The sequence below is a fragment of the uncultured Thiodictyon sp. genome, from assembly GCA_903837595.1.
Classification (GTDB): domain Bacteria; phylum Pseudomonadota; class Gammaproteobacteria; order Chromatiales; family Chromatiaceae; genus Thiodictyon.
Genome location: CAILVI010000425.1, coordinates 17240 through 34843, shown reverse-complemented (window position 1 = coordinate 34843; position 17604 = coordinate 17240). Strand labels below are relative to the sequence as shown.

Sequence of the window (17604 nt, the reverse complement as noted above, 5' to 3'; positions counted from 1 at the left end):
GATAGCGTTCCTTCAGGCGCAGGGATTGCACATAGTCGCAGAACTGTTCGCGGCTGACCGTCTCATTGGCAGCAAAGAGCCCGGCGATCCCGCGCAGGATTTGCTCGTTGGCCAGGAGGCGACTCTCGATGCTGGCCCGCACTTTGGCGACCTGCACGTGGAAATTGGCGCGCAGTCCCGCGAGCTGCTGGTGGCGCCAGTCCGACCACAGCAGCCCCGTACCGGCCAGCGCGCCCCACAGGATCAGCCAGGGCAACAGGCACACCCACCAGGTACGCGCGCCCCGCAGCAGGCGCGAAATAAACCAGGGACGACCACGCTCGGCGATCATGATGCGGAGGTCGCGCGGCTGAAGGTGGCGTGAGCGCTGGCCGAGCGCGGACGGCCCTCGCCGCTCTGGCGTCCATCGGGTTGATGCTGCCGCGCCATGCTAGGGGGCCGCCTCAAGCGTCCTGTCGCCGGGGGCGGTGGCGGGTGGCTGCAGGGGCAGGCCTCGCGCATAGACCTCAAACTCTGCCGCCGGGAGCGGCCGGCTGAACAGATAACCCTGAGCGATCTCACACCCTTCGTTCTTAAGAAAATCCGCCTGGTCCTCGGTCTCGATGCCCTCGGCGACCACGCGCAACCCCAGTGTGCGGCCGAGCGCGATCACCGCGCGGGCGATGGCGCAGCCGCCCAGGTCCGCCGGCAGCCCGGCGACGAAGGAGCGGTCGATCTTGATCTCGCTCACGGCCAGCCGGTTGAGGATACCCAGGGAGGCATAACCGGTGCCGAAGTCGTCGATACCGACCGCGATCCCCACGGCTTGCAGGCGAGCAATATTCGCCGCCGCCACGGTCGGATTGGTCATGATCCAGGTTTCGGTGATCTCCACCGCCAGGCCGCCGGCGCGTATTCCCACCTCGCCGCAGATCCCCGCAATGGTCGCGGCCAGGTTCGGGTTTTGGGTGTCGCGGCCCGACAGGTTGACCCAGACGGCCGCCTCCGTCAGCAGTCCCTGGTCCTGCCAGACCTTGACCTGCGCGGCGGCGGTGCGCACCACCCAGGCGCTGAGCGGGACGATGAGCCCGATGGACTCCGCCAACGGGATGAAGCGCCCCGGTTCGACCAGGCCGGCCGCCGGGTGGTGCCAACGGATCAAGGCCTCGCAGCCGACCAGCCGGCCGGTCGCAAGTTGAATCTGGGGTTGGTAGTAGAGCACGAATTGTCCATTGGCCAGGGCCTGGCGCAGGTCGCTCTCCAGCGAGACCAGGGCCAGGGCCTGCGCCGTCATATCCTCGGTGTAGAAGCGAAAGGGGTCACGGCCCTGCTCCTTGGCGCGATACATGGCCGCATCGGCATTGCGCACCAGGGCCTCCACCTCTTCGCCGTCATCGGGGTAGAGACTGATGCCAATACTGGCGGTCACATAGAGCAGCCGGTCGGCGACCTCGAAGGGTTTGTCGAAGGCCTCGACCAGCTTATGGGCGATCAGTCCGGCGTCACTGCCGTGCGTCAAGGCCCCCAGAACCACGGTGAACTCATCACCCCCCACGCGGGCGACGGTATCGCCCTCGCGCACCAGGTCGAGCATGCGCCGGGCGGCCTCGCGCAGGATCAGGTCGCCGGTCGAGTGGCCCAGGCTGTCATTGATCGACTTGAAGCGGTCCAGATCGACGAACAGCAGGGCCACTTGGTGGTGCTCGCGGTGGGCGTGGCGTAGCGCCTGCTGCAGGCGGTCGGCGAACAAGAGGCGGTTGGGCAGCCCGGTCAGGGGGTCGTGCTCGGCCAGGTGTTCCAGTTGCAGTTCGCGCTGCTGGAGCTGGGCGGTCAGGTCCAGGTGCGCCGTGATGTCGCGCGAGGACTCGATCACGCCCCGGATCTCGCCTAAGGAGCCGAGCAGCGGCGAGCCGATCACCTCCACCCAATGGATCTCACCATCCGCCCCCAGGTTGCGATGGACCACCTTCACCGACTTCCCACCGGCCAGGATTTCAGGTACCGGACAGCGATGCTCCGCACTGTCGCAGGGGGCGTGGCGGCCATAGATGGCGCCGTAACAGGTCAGCGCGCAGAGGCCCTCGGCCGGGATGCCCGCTGCCTGCCGTCCCGCCTGGTTCATCAACAAGACCCGGTAATCGGTGTCAATGACCACGATGGGCTCGCTAACCCCGTCGATGACCGACTGGAGGAACTGCTGTTGGGCGAGGAGTGCGGCGCGCGCCTGGTTGATCTCGGTGATATCCGAGAGGATCACGCGGCAGGTAGACGGGGCCGCTCCGGTCAGGTGCCAATGCTCGCGGCGCAGCGTCAGGCGCAGCGCCCGCCGGGTGGCCGGCGGGCGTCCCAGACCGACCTCGATGAATTCCTCATCACCCGTGGACAGTACCCGACCGAGGCTGTTGAGCAGGACGCGGCCGTCCCCGGGGGGCAGCCACGCCCCCAGAAACAGGCCTTCCACCCGCGCCCGCTCCATTCCCAATAACTGGGCGGCGGTCAGGTTCAGTTGGGCAATCTGACCCTGGCGGGTGAGTGTGGCATAGGCGACTGGCGCGAAGTCGTAAAGGTCGACGAAGCGATCGCGGGACTCCTCCAGCGCCTGCTGGGCCGCGCGCAGTTCGCGGTTTTGCATCTCCAATTCGACCTGGTGAACCTGCAGGGCATGGGCCACGCGCACGGGATCGTCGACGGCGATGCTGACTGCCTCGCGCTGCAGCATATCGAGTAGCCCGGCGAGGATGGTGTCGGTCTGCTCGCTGAGGGAGGGGATGCTGGGCATGGTGGATTCCGGATGGGATTGGGACCAGTGTCGCGGGGGACGGTGCCGCGCGTGCTGCGGTTTGGTATGCGCCCGTCCTGGCGGTGGCCTTGATCATGGTTCCGGCCGCCGTAGGTCGCCCTTCAGGGCGACTGCTCAGCATCGCGCAAGCCTGGTCGCCCTGCCCGTGGCCGGAACGCTGTTCAAGGCCCTGGTGGTTAAGGTGCTTGATCTGGCGGTGGGTGCAGTGCACCCGCTTTGGTCAACTGCTGCAATTGCGCCAGCAAGGCCGCCCGCAATGCGTGGAGCTCATCGCGCCGTGCCAACGCTTCCGGGTCCCGGCCCTCGGCATGGAGTGCGCACAGCTGCACGGCCAGCGCGTGCAGTTGTTCATGTAACGGCGCCATGACCTGGAAGCAGGGTTGCGCGCCATAGTGGTGCAGCCCATCACCATCCAGCCACCGGCCCAACTGGCATTGGTGGCGATCCAGCGGCGGCGGGGTCTCACGGGTTCCATTCAGGTGGCTTTCCAAGGCAATCACCCAGGCGCGGTGCTCGGTGCCCGCACACAGCAGCGGTAAATCGCGGTGCCGCACCGCCGGCAGGTCGACCCAGGCGGGGGCCGGGCGCCAGGCCGCGGCCCAGCCCGGGAGCTCCGCCGCCGGCATGGGGTGGGCAATACAGTGGCCCTGGGCCAGTTCGCAGCCCAGTTGCAGTAACAGTTCACCTTGGGCCGTGCTCTCCACCCCCTCGGCGATGACCTGGCGGCCAAAGGTGGCGGCGAGCCCGAGCACTCCTTCGAGGATTTTCAGGTCGTCCGGGTCGTCGAGCATGTCATGCACAAAGCTGCGGTCGATCTTGATCCGGGCGACCGGCAGGCGTTTCAGGTAGATGAGCGACGCATAACCCACGCCAAAATTGTCCAGCGCACAGGGGATGCCAAGGCCGGTGCAGGCCTCGATCACCTGGGCGGCGCGGGCCAGGTCCCCCGGGGCGCAGGACTCCAGCACCTCCAGTTGGAGATCGCCGGGGAGGACCGTCGGATGGGCCGCCAGCCGTTCGCGCAGTCGGGTGACGAAGTCCGCCTGCTGCAGCGCTCGGGCGCCGACATTGACGCTGATCGGCAGGACCAGTCCGGTCGCTCGCCACTGCTCGATCTGGGTCAGTGCGGCCGCGATCACCCAGTCACCCAGTTCGACGGCCAACGGATGGCCCTCGCTCTCCGGCAGGAAGTCGGTGGGCAGCAGCAGGCCACGTTGCGGGTGTTGCCAGCGCAGCAGGGCCTCGGCCCCGATGACGGTGCCGGTGCGCATATTCACCTGGGGCTGGTAATACAGCACGCATTCGCCCGCGGTCAGGGCCTGGCGCAGACGCCCCAGGCATTCGTGATGTTCCCGGACCAGGCGGTCGGAGTCGGCGTCGAAAATGTGGTAACGGTTCTTGCCCTCCTGTTTGGCCTGATACATCGCCTGGTCGGCCTGGCGCAGCAGTTGTTCGGCATCGATCTCATCCGCCTGCGGGTAGAAGGTGACACCGACACTGGCGGAGACCTGCAGCAGGTGTTCGCCGATTGGCACCGCCTGGGCGGCGGCGGCCACCAGGCGGGCGAGCAGCGGCGCGCTCACGGTGCGGTCGGCCAAGTCCAGCAAGACGGCGACGAATTCGTCGCCGCCGATGCGCGCCAGCGTGTCGCCGGCGCGCAGCCCGCCCTGCATGCCGGTAGCGGCGGCGATCAGCAACTGATCGCCGGCGGCGTGCCCATGCGCATCGTTGATGGCCTTGAAGCCGTCCAGGTCGAGAAAGACCACGGCCAACAGACGCCGGTGCCGCTGCGCCTGCGCCATGGCTTGGCGCAGGCGGTCGGCCAGCAGCACGCGGTTGGGCAGGTGGGTGAGTGCATCGTAATGGGCCATACGCCGCAATTGGCGCTCCTGCGCCTTGAGCTGGGTGATGTCCGAGAACAAGGCCACGTACTGCCGGGGGTGGCCCTGGTCATCGCGCACGGCGCTGATGGTCTTCATCACCACATACACCTCGCCGTCCTTGCGCCGGTTCCACACCTCACCGGACCAGCGGCCTTGTTCGACCAACGTGCACCACAGGGCGGTATAGAAGGCCGTGCCCCGGCGCCCGGCACCGAAGAGGCTTGGGGGTCGGCCCACCACCTCGGCGCGGGTGTAACTGGTGATCCGCGTGAAGGCATCGTTGACATCGATGATCGTACCGTCGGTGGCGATGATCATGATGGCTTCCCAGGCGTGGGTGAAAACGCTGGCGGCCAGGCGTAGTTTGTCTTCGGTGCGTTTGCGCTCGGCGATGTCATGCACATTGGCCAGCAGAACGACCTTGCCGTCTAGTGTCATGGCATTGAGCAGCACCTCGGCGATGAAGGGCTGGCCATTGTCGGCACGTTGGTGCATCCACTCGAAACGGCAGTGACCGTGCTGCATCGCAAAGGCGATATGCTGGTTGGCCAGGGCGATCGACGCCGTGCCGCACGGCTGCTGTGGCGGTGACACATCGGCGGGGTGGCAGGTGCAGAAGGCCTCCCGGGTCGCGCAGCCAAAGAGGGTCAGGGTCGCCTGATTGCAGTCCAGAAAGCGCTGCGCGTCGAGCAGCATCAGCGCGTCGGTGGTCGCCTCGAAGAGCGTGCGGAACTTCGCCTCGGAGCGGCGCAGCGCGGCCTCCGCCTGCTTGGTCGCGGTGATATCCAGCAGGACCATGCGGCAGGCGGCCGGGTACTCGCCGCGCGGGTGTGGGCGCTCGGGCTGGATGATCAGGTGCAGGTCGCGCCGGGGCTGGGGGGGGTGTTCCAGGCCGACCTCAATGGACGCCTCCTCACCGTATTCCAGTACGCGCGCAAGGCTGGCGAGCAGGGTGGGCCAGTCCCCGGGGGCGAGCCAGGTGCCCAAGACCAGATCCGGCACCAGTATCCGCTCCGTCCCCAACAAGTGGGCGGCGGTCAAGTTCATCTGGGTGATCCGGCCTGCCCGGGTGACGGTGGCATAGGCCACGGGGGCAAAGTCATAGAGGTCGGCGTAGCGGTCGCGCGATTCCTCCAGGGCCTGCTGGGCGGCGCGCAGCTCGCGGTTCTGGAGTTCGAGTTCGAGCTGGTGGACCTGGAGCTCGTGGACGATGCGCATAGGATCTGTCGCACGGACTGCTTCGCTGCGCAGTGCCGCGAGCAGCGCGGCGACGATGTGGTCAGGCTGGTCCGCAAGCGATGGCATGTGCAGCTCCCGTCTTGGTTGGTTACCCCCCCCCCCCCGCATGGTTAAGGATACACCAAACAGCGCGGCGCGATGCAAGGGCGGCGGCTCGCCGGGCGATCCGCCGGCACCTAAAGCCGATTCAGCGCCTCGAGCGCATCAAGCAGTTCCCCCGGCTCGGCGTCGTCGAGGCGGGCGAAGAGGCGGTTGGTGTGTGCCTCCAGTTCGCCGATATCGGTGTCGAGGATGATCTCCTTCACGCCGAGCAGGGCGCCCGGCTGGATGCTGAAGTGGCGCAGCCCCAGCGCGAGCAGGAGCCGGGTGAACCGCGGGTCGCCAGCCATTTCGCCGCACATGGCCACCGGGGTGTCGAGGGCGTGGCCGGCTTCGATGGTCATCCGCACCAGGCGCAGGATGGCCGGATGGGTCGGGTCGAACAGGTAGCTGACGCTGTCGTCGAGACGGTCGATCGCCAGGCTGTACTGGATCAAGTCGTTGGTGCCGATGGATAGAAAGTCCATACGCCGCGCCAGGGAGCGCGCGATCAGCGCCGCGGCCGGTACCTCCACCATGGCCCCCACCGGGAGCCGCGGGTCGAAGGCCAGGCCCTCGCGGGTCAGCTCCTCCTTGAGTTGGGCGATGAGGGCGAGTACCGCGTCGACCTCTTGCACGTTGGCGACCATGGGTAGCATGACCCGGATCGGTCCCAGTGCGCTGGCGCGCAGGATCGCCCGCAACTGGGGGCGGAACAGCCCCGCCTCTTTGAGGCAAAGACGGATGCCGCGCAGCCCGAGCGCCGGATTGCTGGCCCCCGGCCCCAGGTCCCCAAGGGCCTCGCTACGTTTGTCCAGGCCCAGGTCCAGGGTCCGGATGGTCAATGGCAGGCCGGCCAGCGCCGTCACGATGGTGGTGTAGGTGGCCAGGTGCTCCTCCTCGTCCGGGAGGTTGTCCCGGTTCATATAGAGGAACTCGGTGCGGTACAGCCCGACGCCGGCGGCGCCGTTAAGGCGTGCGGTCGCGGCGTCTTGCGGCAACTCCAGGTTGGCGAGCAGGCTGATCGCGGTACCGTCGCGACTCACCGTCGGGCGATCCACCAGGGTGTGCAGGTGTTGCCGACGGGCCTCAATCGCGCTCAGGCGTTCGCGGTAATAGTCCAGGGTGCCGGTGTCCGGGTCCGCCAGTACGGTGCCGGTCTCCCCATCGACGATCAAGGGCTCGCCCGGGCGCACGTAGCGGGTAATGTTGTGTACGCCGACCACTGCCGGGACGGCCAGGCTGCGCGCCAGGATGGCGGTGTGCGACACGGGCCCGCCATACTCGGTGACGAAGGCGGCGGCGCCCCGATGGCGCAGCACGATGGCGTCGGCCGGCGTCAGGTCGCGGGCGACCACGACGCACCCCTGAAGGTCGCGGTTGTCGGGATCGAACTGCAATTGGGCGCCCTGAAGGAAGCTCATGATCTGCTGGACGACGTGCTCGACATCGTCACGGCGGGTGCGCAGATAGGGGTCGTCCATCGCGTCGAAGACGCGCACCAGGATGTCGCGCTGCATCTGCAGCGCCCACTCGGCGCAATAGAGTTGGTCACGGATGATCTTGCGCACCTCGTCCACCAGGGCGACGTCCTCCAGCATCAGGAGGTGGGCGTCGATGAATTCGGCGATATTGAGCGGAGTCGCGTGCGGGACCTGGGCACGCACCATCTTGAGTGCCCGCCGCGCTGCGGCGACGGCCTGATTGAGCCGGTTTAACTCGCCTCCCACCTGCTCGGGGTGGATCGGGGTCGGGCTCGCGCTGGACAGCCCGTGACCGGTCAGGTAGGCGGGGCCGATGGCGACCGACTGGCTCGCCGCCACCCCGATGCCCTGAAATGCGATGGTCATTCCTCCTCCCCGAAGCGGTTGCTGATCAGCGCGGTGATCGCTGCCATCGCGTCCTCTTCGTCCTCCCCGGTGGCATCCACCACGATCCAGGTGCCGCGGCTCGCGGCCAGCATCATGATGCCCATGATGCTCTTGGCGTTCACCCGCTGGCCGCGCCGCTCGACCTCGATGAGGCTGGCGAACCGGGTGGCGCAGTTGACCAGTTTGGCCGCTGCGCGGGCGTGTAGTCCGAGTTTGTTGACGATCTGTAGGTCCCGATGCACCATCAATCTTAATCCTCTGCGTCCGGTCCGGGGCAGTGGCGCACGCCGTCGCGTCCCCCCGTCAGGGCCTTGTCAGCCAGGGTCTCCAGGTCCAGCCCGGCATAATTGAGCGCGCGCACCAGCATGGGCAGATTCACTCCGGCCAGGACCCGCCGGTGGGGGTGATCAGCACACAAGGCGACGGCCAGATTCGCCGGGGTGGCGCCGTAGATGTCGGTCATGACCAGGAGTCCGTCACCCGTGTCGAGCTCCTGCGCGAGGCGTTTTGCCGCGGCCATTATGCCCTCGCGGGGGGCGTCATTCTCCACCTCCAGTGACCCCGTGCGGGTCGGGCAGGTGCCAAAGATCTCGGTCGCGACCCGCAACAGGTCGGCACCCAGGGGGCGGTGCGTGATCAGCAGGAGTCCGACGCTCATGGCAGTTCCCGATGCCGGACCATGACCTTGTGCCCCATCTGCTCGAAGTGTTCGCGCAGGGCCTCCACGAGATAGACCGAGCGGTGCTGACCGCCGGTGCAGCCGACGGCGATGGTCAGATAGAAGCGGCCATCGGTCTCGAACAGTGGCACCCAGCGGTCAAAGTAGGCAGCGATGTCGTCGCGCATCGCGATGACGTTCGCGCTCGCCTCTAGGAACTCGATCACCGCCGCGTCGCGCCCGGTGAGTGGTTTGAGGGCCGGCTGCCAGTGGGGGTTAGGCAGGCAGCGCACGTCGAACAGGAAGTCCACGTCCTGTGGCACGCCGTGCTTGAAGCCGAAGGATTGCAGTAGGATTGAGGCCTTGGGTGAGGCATCGCCGGCCAGGCGCACCCGCACCAGATCGCGCAGTTCATGGACGTTGGTCAACGTGCTGTCGATATGGATGTCGGCGACCTGCCGGATCGGCTCAAGCAATTGGCGCTCCAGCTTGATCGCTTCGGCCAGGGAGCGCTCCTGACGGGTCAGCGGGTGGCGGCGGCGGGTTTCGCTGAAGCGGCGGATCAGGGTGTCGGTGTGGGCGTCGAGGAACACCACCTGGCACTGCACGCCGCGCGCCTGGGCGGCCTGAATCAGGTCGGGCAGGTTCTTCAGCTCCCCAGGGTTGCTGCGGGCGTCTACCCCCACGGCCGTGTTGCTGAAGACCTCGTCGACGGCGTCTTTGAGGCCTAAGGCCAGGTCTTTGAGAAGAAAGAGCGGTAAATTGTCGATGCTGTAAAACCCCAGGTCCTCCAGGGTGTGCAACGCGACGCTCTTGCCGGAGCCGGATAGGCCGCTGACGATGACGAGTCTCATAGTTGAGGTCTTAGGGCGAGGTCCGCGGGTGGATAGACATGACCGGGGATCAGTAGTCGCTGGGTGCCGGCCCCGGGCGCGGGCCGTCGGGTGGGTCCGGGCGGTCGTTGCTCAGTGCGCGTGCCTGCCGGTCGATGAAGTCCACACCGGCATCATAGCCCCGAATGCGCAGTATTTGGTGGCGCACCGCCGCCTCGACAATGATGGACAGGTTGCGTCCCGGGGCCACCGGCATGGTGATGCGCGGCACCGCCACCCCCAGGATGGTGCTGGCGGACAGGCTCCCGGCGAGCCGATCGATGCGGTCCAACTGGGTCAGGTCCAGCGGCTTCAAGTCGATGATCAGGTTCAAGGTCTTGCGGCGGACCACCGCCCCCTCCCCGAACATGGCGCGAATATTGAGAATCCCTAAGCCCCGCACTTCCAGGAAGTCGAGCAAGGCCTCCGGGCAGGTCCCCTCCAGCTTTTCCGGTGCAACGCGGGCGAACTGGGGTGCGTCATCGGCGATCAGGCGGTGCCCGCGACTGATCAGGTCGAGCGCCAACTCGCTCTTGCCGACCGCCGGGTCCCCGGCCAGCAGCACCCCCATCCCCAAGACCTCAATGAAGACCCCATGGATGGTCTTGCGTTCCGCCAGGGCATGGGTTAGGTAATAGCGCAGTTGATTGATCAGTTCCTCGTCGCAGACGGGGGAGCCGATCAGGGGCGTCCCGGTGCGTTCGGCCCACTCCCAAAAGGCCGCCTCCGGCTCGATGCCATCGGAGAATATGACAGCCGTTGGTCGGTCAGTAAAGAGTTTTTCGATTGTTTCCGCGAAGGCGGTGGTACCGAGCCCGGCCAGGTAAGCTACCTCGGCGCGGCCGATGACCTGCAGTCGGTTCGGGTGGATACAGTTCAGCGACCCGACCAAGGCCTGGCCCGCGAGGTTCGGGTCGTCCATGCGCACGGACCGCCGGGCGCTCGGTTCAGGGGTGAGCCAGCGCAGGCGGGTGCGGTGCCCGGTCTGCCGGATCAGGGACTGGAGACTGTCGGCCATGATGGGTGCATCTGCTGAAGTGTCGCGTGCTAGGTGGCGTCGAAGATGTGCAGGACGGCTCCGGCGCTATCCGCGTGGCGCAGCTGCCGACGCACCTCGGGGTCGTTGAAGCGGCCAGCCAATTCAGCCAGGAGTTGTAGGTGCTCCTCGGTCGCGGTTTCGGGTACCAGCAGCGCAAAGGCCACGTCTACCGGCTCACCGTCTGCCGCGTCATAATCCACCCCATGTGTGAGGGAGACGAAGGCGCCCAGGGACTGTGGCACCTCCTTCATACGGGCATGGGGCAGCGCAATCCCGTGCCCAAGTCCGGTGCTGCCCAGTCGCTCGCGCTCTAGGAGGCGCTCAAAGACCAAGTCCGGTTCCAGTCGCGGGTGGTCCGTGGCCAGGAGGCGTGCCAGGGTCTCGAGCAGCCGCTTTTTGCTCGCGATCTCAAGGCCGTGGGCGATGCGGCCCGCATTGATGAAGTCGGGGGGTAACATCGGCTACCGCTCCCCGCCGTGGGGGTGACAGCAGGCCGCCGGGTTGGCGCAACGACCTGAGTCGCGAAAGTGGGTGCGGGTCATGTCGGCTGGTTCCTCTTGGTCGTGCGGGCCGCAAGCGCTCGTCACTGCGGGTAGTGATCGTTGGCTGTGATCGCCCGGGGTGGCAACCAACGACAGCGCGAACGGATCCGTGCGCGGTGTCGGTCCGGCTGCGCCCCCGGGCGTTGGCGGGTTCGCGCCTATTCGGGCTCGCCGGTCTTGGCGATGCCGGCCGCCGTCGGGCGGTGGCTGGACTTCTTTTCCTTGTGGCGCAGAATCTGCCGGTCAAGTTTGTCGATCAGGGTGTCGATGGCGGCATACATGTCTTCATGCACCGAGTCGGCGAACAGTTTGTTACCGTTCACGTTCAAGGTTGCCTCGGCCTTCTTGGACAATTTCTCCACGCTCAGGATGACGTGGGCGTTGATGACGTGGTCGAAATGGCGAGCGAGTCGCTCGAATTTGGTATCGACGTACCCCTTGAGGGCTTCGGTCACGTCGATATGGTGACCCGTCAGGTTGATTTGCATAATTTGGTCTGCTCCTGTGGTTTCAAACCGCCTGTCAAGCCAGGCGTTTGCGTTCGTTCGAGGGTGGGATACCCATCGCCTCGCGGTATTTCGCGACGGTGCGTCGCGCAACATTGATGCCCTGATCGGCCAATTCTTCGGCGATCCGGCTGTCACTCAATGGCTTGCGGGCCGACTCGCCGGTGATCATCCGGCGGATCAGGGCGCGGATGGCCGTCGATGAACACTCGCCCCCGGCCGCCGTGTTCACGTGGGACGAGAAAAAAAATTTGAATTCGAAGGTTCCGCGCGGGGTATGCATGTACTTCTGCGTGGTGACCCGCGACACCGTGGACTCGTGCAGGTCGAGGGCCTCGGAGATGTCGCGCAGGATTAGTGGTTTCATAGCCTCCTCCCCGTGTTCGAGGAAGTCCTGCTGCAGTTCCACGATCTTGGCCGCGACCCGCAGCACCGTGTCGTTGCGGCTAACCAGGCTCTTGATAAACCAGCGGGCTTCTTGCAGGTGACTCTTCAACGCGACGCTGTCTGCGCTCTGGTCGCTGCGCCGGATGAGCCGTGCATAGTCGGCGTTCACTCTTAGTTTAGGCGTTGTTTCGGGATTCAGCTCCACGTGCCAGATCCCCGCGGCGCGGCGTACGAAGATGTCGGGTACAACGTACTCTGCCGGTGTGTCCGCGATCAAGGTGCCGGGCCTGGGATTGAGGTGTTGGATTACCCCCAGGGCGGCGCGGATGGCCTCTTCCGGCTGGCCCAGCAGACGCGCCAGGGTCGCCACGTCTTTGCGCGGCAGGTGGTCGAACCCTTGCTCGCAGATCGCAATGGCGAGCTCAAGTTGCGGGACGGTCGCCAACTCCGGCAACTGGCGCAATTGCAGCAACAGGCACTCGCGCAGGTCACGTGCGCCCACCCCCGCGGGGTCGAAGGACTGGACCCGGTGGATGATGGTGGTGACCTCCTCGGGCGTAAGGTGTGGGTCGTCGAGCGTGGTTACCAGTTCCTCGCAGCTGGTGCGCAGATAGCCGTCGCCGTCGATGGCGTCGATGACCACCAGCGCGATGGCCTCATCGCGCGCGCTCAGTCGGGCCAAATTGAGCTGCCAGATCAGATGGTCGTGCAGGGTCTCCGGACGGCTGCGCTGCGCGAAGGGGTCGAAATCCGCTTCGTCGCTGCCTTGGCCGCTGCTCGGCAGCGTGTTTTCATAGACGTCGTCCCACTGGGTGTCCACCGGCAGCTCGTCGGGCATCTCACTGGACTCGCCCTGGACCTCCCGTTCGATCGTCTGCTCCTGGACCGTGGCGGTCGGTGCGGGCGTTTCGTCTTGCACCAGTCGGGTGTCAGCCGCGTCGGCGGCCTGGAAGCGATCGGCCTCGTCGCCCTCCTCGAGCATGAAATTGCTGTCCAGAACCTCCTGGATCTCCTGTTGGAGCTCCAGGCTGGAGAGTTGCAGCAGCTTGATGGCCTGCTGCAACTGGGGCGTCATCGAGAGATGCTGGCCAAGTCGAAGCTGTATGGACTGCTTCATTGAGGGGGCTGCGTCTGGAGTGGATCGGTCGGGGCAAGCAAATTGAGTGCCTGATTTGATTCTAGCCTATCCGGGCGCTGTCGCGGAATGGATTCGCGCCGAACACCGTGCATGGTTCTCACATCGAGAAATCGGTGCCGAGGTAGACCTCGCGCACCTGCTGGTCGGCGAGCAGTTGTGCCGGGGTACCGGCGGCGATCACGGTCCCTCCGCTGATGATGTAGCCGCGGTCACAGATGTCGAGGGTCTCGCGCACGTTGTGGTCGGTGATCAGGACGCCGATGTTGCGCTCGCGCAGGTGCGAGACGATGGCCTTGATGTCGCCCACCGCGATCGGGTCGACCCCGGCGAAGGGCTCATCGAGCAGCATCACGACCGGGTCCACGGCCAGTGCCCGGGCGATCTCCAGTCGGCGCCGCTCGCCGCCGGACAGGCTCATCGCCTGCGACGCCGCGACATGGGCGATCCCCAGCTCTTGGAGCAGTTGTTCGCACCGCTCCCGTTGCTGGTGGGGCTGCAAGTCACGGTGGGTCTCCAGGATCGCCAGGATGTTCTCGCGTGCGGAGAGCTTGCGGAAGACCGACGCCTCTTGGGCCAGGTAGCTTAAGCCGGCCCGCGCCCGGGCGTGCATCGGCAACAGGGTGAGGTCGCGGCCGTTCAACTCAATGCGGCCGTGATCGCTCGGGATCAGCCCGACGATCAGGTAGAAGCAGGTGGTCTTGCCGGCGCCGTTCGGCCCGAGCAGGCCGACCACCTCGCCGGCATTGACCTCTACGCTCACGTCTCGCAGTACCTCGCGGCTGCGGTAGCGTTTGCGCAGGTGAGTGGCGCTCAGTGTGCTCATGGGCCGCGCTTGGTCGCCGGTGCGGGCGTCTTGGGCGCCGCCGGCGCCGTCGTGCCGGGTGCACTTGGCTTGTCCTTTGGCGTGACGGCGATCTTCGCCCGGCTGGTGCCCCCGGCCTGCATCCGGTTTTTGGCGCGATCCCAGACGATCCGCTCGCTAGCGACGCGGTCGGTGCCTTGGATCACCAGGGCGTCACCGGTCAAGACCAGTTCGTCGCGGTCGGCGTCGTAGTCCATACGCTTGGCAAAGGCCAGCATCTGCTCGTGTTTGTCGCCGTCCATCAGTTGTTGATAGGAGGCCGGTTCACCCCGGGCGATGATGTACTTGATGCTGTGGTCGCCACGGTGGTGGACCGTCACCTGATTGGCCAGCAGGCGCGTGGTCCCCTGGTCCACCTGGACCTGGCCTAAGTAGAGGCTGGTGCTTTTCGCCTCGTCGACCTCGACCTTGTCGGCCTCGATCAACATGGGTTGCTGGCTGTCGCTTTGCAGCGCCGCGGCGCCGAGCGTGGTCAGCCCCAGCGTCAAGGCGAGGCCCAGGTGCAGCAAGGTCAGGGCCGCTTGCGCGGTGCGGGCGCTCATCTGGTGGTCTCCGGGGCGTGCCCCGCAGCCGGTGGCGTCGGGGCGATCAAGATGTGGGCCCGCCCGGGAAACTCGGCCCGGGACGGGTGGGCATACCACAGTCGCATGCCCGTGGCGGTGAGCCAGTCGCGGTCGCTCGTGAGGCGCACCGGTTGGTCGCCCTGAGCATATTCAAGTTTGGGCCAGACGCGCATTTCGCTGCTGGTGAGCCTGAACGAGCGGGTTGTGGTGGTGCCCGTCCGGTCCACCCTGACCCGGTCGAGCAGGTGTACCTCGTCGTTATGATTCAACAAGAACCCCCGTTGCGAGCTGATCTCCCAGGGCGGGCCGCCGTCGCGGTCGAACAGGGTCAGGCGCGGCAGGTCGAGTTCGCCCAGGTCCTCCGCGACATACTCGCGCAGTTGTTGCGCTATCAGTCGCCGCGTCGGTCGACCGCTGGGGTCGGTGTCGACGGCGTTGAAGTCCGAGACGACGTACTTGGGGGTGCGCTCACGCAGGGGCTTGGGCGGTTCCTCAATCATGTTATGCAGTACCCACCAGGCCGCCATCGCGAGGACGGCGAAAACGATCGTCAGCCGGCCCTGTCGTGTCGTCAACACGGTCTGTCACCTCGCTGCTCATCCGCGGCATCCAGGCTACAAGTAGCGACTTATCATGGGTTCCAGGGTGCCCTGGGCCTCCATGACCAACTCACACAGTTCCCGGGCCGCGCCCCGGCCGCCGGGGGCCGCGGTACACCAATGGGCGTACCGGCGCACCACCGGGTGGGCGTCTGCCACGGCGATCGCCAGGCCCACACGGCGCATGACCGGCAGATCGATCACGTCGTCGCCCAGGTAGGCGATCACCTCATCCGTCAGCCCCAAGGTCCTTATCAGCTCCTCGTAGGCCGGCAACTTATCCCGCTGCCCTTGGTAGACATGGGTGACCCCCAAGTCCTGCATGCGGGTGTGCACCACCGCCGATTGGCGCCCCGAAATCACCGCGAGCGCCACGCCGGTCTCCCTCAGCATGACCATGCCGTGGCCGTCGCGTGCATTGAAGACCTTGAGCTCCTGGCCGTGGTCGCCCAGGTAGAGGCGAGCGTCGGTCAAGACCCCGTCCACATCGAAGATGACCAGCCGCACCCGGGCGGCGCGTTCGAGAATGTCTTGCATCAGCCGTTAACCTTGTCCTGTGTCTGAGTGGCGCGTGCGGCGCATCCTTTATACCACCCCGGAGCGTAGCAGATCGTGCATGTTCAGGGCGCCGATCGGTCGGCCCTCGTCGTCGATCACCAACAATCCGTTGATCGAGCGGGATTCCATCAGCCCCAGGGCCTGCGCGGCCAGCATGTGCGGGGCGACGGTGACGCCGGCGCGGGTCATCACCGCGTCGATCACGGTGTGGTGGACATCGACCCCGTGATCGAGCGCGCGGCGCAGGTCGCCGTCGGTGAAGACCCCGGCGAGCCGCCCCTCACCATCGACCACCGCGCTCATCCCCAGCCCCTTGTGCGACATCTCCTCCAGGGTCGCCATCAGCGTGCTCCCCAGGGGGACCTGCGGTATCCGCTCGCCGCGGTGCATGATGTCCCCGACGTGCAGCAGCAGGCGCCGGCCCAGGGCGCCCGCCGGATGCGAGCGGGCGAAGTCCTCGGCGGTGAAGCCGCGGCTCTCCAGCAGGGCGATCGCCAAGGCGTCGCCCATCACCAGGGTCGCGGTGGTGCTGGAGGTCGGCGCCAGACCGAGTGGGCAGGCCTCGCGTGCGACGCTCACATCCAGGTTGATGTCGGCCTCCCGTGCCAGCGTCGAGTCGGGGCGCCCGGTCATGGTAATCAAAGGCACGCCCAGGCGCTTGATGATCGGCAGGATGGTCAGTAACTCCGCGGTTTCCCCGGAGTTGGACAGGGCCAGGACGGCGTCCCGGGGGGTGATCATCCCCAGGTCGCCGTGGCTCGCCTCCCCGGGGTGGACGAAGAAGGCCGGGCTGCCGGTGCTGGCCAGGGTGGCGGCGATCTTGCCGCCGATGTGCCCGGACTTGCCCATGCCCAGCACGACGATGCGCCCTTCACATGCAAGCAGGTAGCTGCATGCCCCGACGAAGGCGGCGTTGATGCGGTCGCTCAAGGCGGAGACCGCGGCGGCCTCGGTCGCGATGACAGCCCGCCCCAGGTCGCGGATGCGGGCCTCCTGGCCGGCGGCCAGGTCATGCTTGCGGGTGCCGAGTCGGCGGGGTTCGGTCATCTGAAAACTCTCGGTCGACGGGGTGGTCGGTGGGCGCGATATTGGAGCCGGCGCAACCTTACACCAACCGTCGGGTGAAATCTTGCTCGGACGTGGTGGCTGACCGGGCGCGCAGGCGCGATCGTCAGCGCCGGTGCGCCAATTGTGCCCGCGTAACCGGGGCGGCAGGACCTAATACTTGCGCCGATTTCCCCAGGCCGGATCACCGGTGTTTGGCAGCGACGGAGCAGATCCCATGTCCCAACTGGCCCGCAAACGCGACCGCTTCACCTACGGCGACTACCGTCGCTGGCCGGATGACGAGCGCTGGGAACTGATCGATGGCGAGGCATACAACATGTGCCCTGCGCCGACGCGCATCCATCAGGAGTTGGTGTTGGAGATCGCCGCCCAAGTCCACGCCTTCCTGCGCGGCGGCCCCTGCAAGGTTTATGTGGCCCCCTTCGACGTGCGCCTGCCCAAGGCCGACGAGGCGGACGAGCGGGTGGACACCGTGGTCCAGCCGGATATCGCCGTGATTTGCGACCCCGGCAAGCTCGACGACGCCGGCTGCCGGGGCGCTCCCGACTGGATCGTGGAGGTACTGTCCCCATGCACCGCCGCCAAGGACCAGCGCGAGAAGCGCGACGCCTACGAGCGGGTCGGGGTGCGGGAATAACTGGCTGGTCCATCCCAGGGACCGGACCCTGATGATCTACCGGCTGGCCGACGCGGCCTATGGCCGACCCGAGGTGCAGCCGCTCACCGGCGAGACGGCGGTCGCGGCCATTGCGGGCCTGCGGATCGCCTGGCCGGCGGCGGCAGAAACCACCGGGGCGGCGCACTCGGAACTGGCCGCCGGCAACGACGATCGGCCTCCGGAAAGTCCGATTTGACTGCGAAGCCCACTCCAGCGCGCCGTCACAACATCCATGGACACCTCCGCACTCCTCCAGGACCTGCGTCGCCACTGCGGCGCCGACCGCCCCGACGGCCGCGTGATC

At 66.7% G+C, this 17604-nt stretch carries 18 protein-coding genes; 2 read left to right on the top strand and 16 right to left on the bottom strand.

The window, feature by feature from the left end; translation table 11 throughout:
• The 16 genes from QZY44_RS25605 to QZY44_RS25530 all read right to left on the bottom strand — a co-directional run.
• Window positions 1-331: hypothetical protein (locus QZY44_RS25605; RefSeq protein ID WP_295454821.1), on the bottom strand; the 331-nt coding region annotated here is incomplete at its 3' end.
• A gap of 99 nt (window positions 332-430) precedes the next feature.
• On the bottom strand, window positions 431-2758 hold the full coding sequence (locus tag QZY44_RS25600) for an EAL domain-containing protein (RefSeq protein WP_295454819.1): 2328 nt from the start codon (window positions 2756-2758) through the stop codon (window positions 431-433).
• A gap of 197 nt (window positions 2759-2955) precedes the next feature.
• On the bottom strand, window positions 2956-5967 hold the full coding sequence (locus tag QZY44_RS25595; RefSeq protein WP_295454815.1) for an EAL domain-containing protein: 3012 nt from the start codon (window positions 5965-5967) through the stop codon (window positions 2956-2958).
• A 110-nt stretch (window positions 5968-6077) separates the two neighbouring features.
• Window positions 6078-7829, bottom strand: a complete 1752-nt coding sequence (gene ptsP, locus QZY44_RS25590; protein WP_295454812.1) for a phosphoenolpyruvate--protein phosphotransferase — start codon at window positions 7827-7829, stop codon at window positions 6078-6080.
• Window positions 7826-8095 carry an HPr family phosphocarrier protein gene (locus tag QZY44_RS25585; protein ID WP_295454810.1) on the bottom strand — a complete coding sequence of 90 codons (270 nt, stop codon included), beginning with the start codon at window positions 8093-8095 and terminating at the stop codon, window positions 7826-7828. Before QZY44_RS25585 ends, ptsP begins: the two co-directional genes overlap by 4 nt.
• A gap of 5 nt (window positions 8096-8100) precedes the next feature.
• Entirely contained in the window at window positions 8101-8508 is a 408-nt protein-coding gene (locus QZY44_RS25580) for a PTS fructose transporter subunit IIA (RefSeq protein WP_295454808.1), read from the bottom strand.
• On the bottom strand, window positions 8505-9362 hold the full coding sequence (gene rapZ, locus QZY44_RS25575; RefSeq protein WP_295454806.1) for an RNase adapter RapZ: 858 nt from the start codon (window positions 9360-9362) through the stop codon (window positions 8505-8507). Before rapZ ends, QZY44_RS25580 begins: the two co-directional genes overlap by 4 nt.
• A gap of 49 nt (window positions 9363-9411) precedes the next feature.
• Window positions 9412-10398, bottom strand: coding sequence for an HPr(Ser) kinase/phosphatase (hprK, locus tag QZY44_RS25570; RefSeq protein WP_295454803.1), 987 nt, complete (start codon window positions 10396-10398; stop codon window positions 9412-9414).
• 29 nt (window positions 10399-10427) lie between these two features.
• Window positions 10428-10877, bottom strand: coding sequence for a PTS IIA-like nitrogen regulatory protein PtsN (gene ptsN, locus QZY44_RS25565; RefSeq protein ID WP_295454801.1), 450 nt, complete (start codon window positions 10875-10877; stop codon window positions 10428-10430).
• Between the two features lie 242 nt (window positions 10878-11119).
• Window positions 11120-11449, bottom strand: a complete 330-nt coding sequence (gene raiA / locus QZY44_RS25560; protein ID WP_295454799.1) for a ribosome-associated translation inhibitor RaiA — start codon at window positions 11447-11449, stop codon at window positions 11120-11122.
• A gap of 34 nt (window positions 11450-11483) precedes the next feature.
• The gene (locus QZY44_RS25555) at window positions 11484-12971 is read right to left on the bottom strand and encodes an RNA polymerase factor sigma-54 (protein ID WP_295454797.1); all 1488 of its coding nucleotides are present in this window, start codon (window positions 12969-12971) and stop codon (window positions 11484-11486) included.
• A gap of 118 nt (window positions 12972-13089) precedes the next feature.
• The gene (gene lptB, locus QZY44_RS25550; protein ID WP_295454794.1) at window positions 13090-13815 is read right to left on the bottom strand and encodes an LPS export ABC transporter ATP-binding protein; all 726 of its coding nucleotides are present in this window, start codon (window positions 13813-13815) and stop codon (window positions 13090-13092) included.
• Window positions 13812-14396, bottom strand: coding sequence for a lipopolysaccharide transport periplasmic protein LptA (lptA, locus tag QZY44_RS25545; RefSeq protein WP_295454792.1), 585 nt, complete (start codon window positions 14394-14396; stop codon window positions 13812-13814). Before lptA ends, lptB begins: the two co-directional genes overlap by 4 nt.
• Entirely contained in the window at window positions 14393-14995 is a 603-nt protein-coding gene (gene lptC / locus QZY44_RS25540) for an LPS export ABC transporter periplasmic protein LptC (RefSeq protein WP_295454789.1), read from the bottom strand. The genes lptA and lptC overlap by 4 nt, the downstream gene beginning before the upstream one ends.
• A 36-nt stretch (window positions 14996-15031) precedes the next feature.
• The gene (gene kdsC / locus QZY44_RS25535; RefSeq protein ID WP_295454787.1) at window positions 15032-15553 is read right to left on the bottom strand and encodes a 3-deoxy-manno-octulosonate-8-phosphatase KdsC; all 522 of its coding nucleotides are present in this window, start codon (window positions 15551-15553) and stop codon (window positions 15032-15034) included.
• Between the two features lie 48 nt (window positions 15554-15601).
• On the bottom strand, window positions 15602-16621 hold the full coding sequence (locus QZY44_RS25530; protein WP_295454785.1) for a KpsF/GutQ family sugar-phosphate isomerase: 1020 nt from the start codon (window positions 16619-16621) through the stop codon (window positions 15602-15604).
• A 235-nt stretch (window positions 16622-16856) separates the two neighbouring features.
• Here QZY44_RS25530 and QZY44_RS25525 point away from each other — a divergent pair, with 235 nt between their 5' ends.
• Entirely contained in the window at window positions 16857-17279 is a 423-nt protein-coding gene (locus QZY44_RS25525; RefSeq protein WP_365305251.1) for a Uma2 family endonuclease, read from the top strand.
• 31 nt (window positions 17280-17310) lie between these two features.
• A complete protein-coding gene (locus QZY44_RS35940; RefSeq protein WP_365305249.1) occupies window positions 17311-17496 on the top strand; it encodes a hypothetical protein in 186 nt (61 codons plus the stop codon).
• Window positions 17497-17604 lie beyond the last annotated feature (108 nt).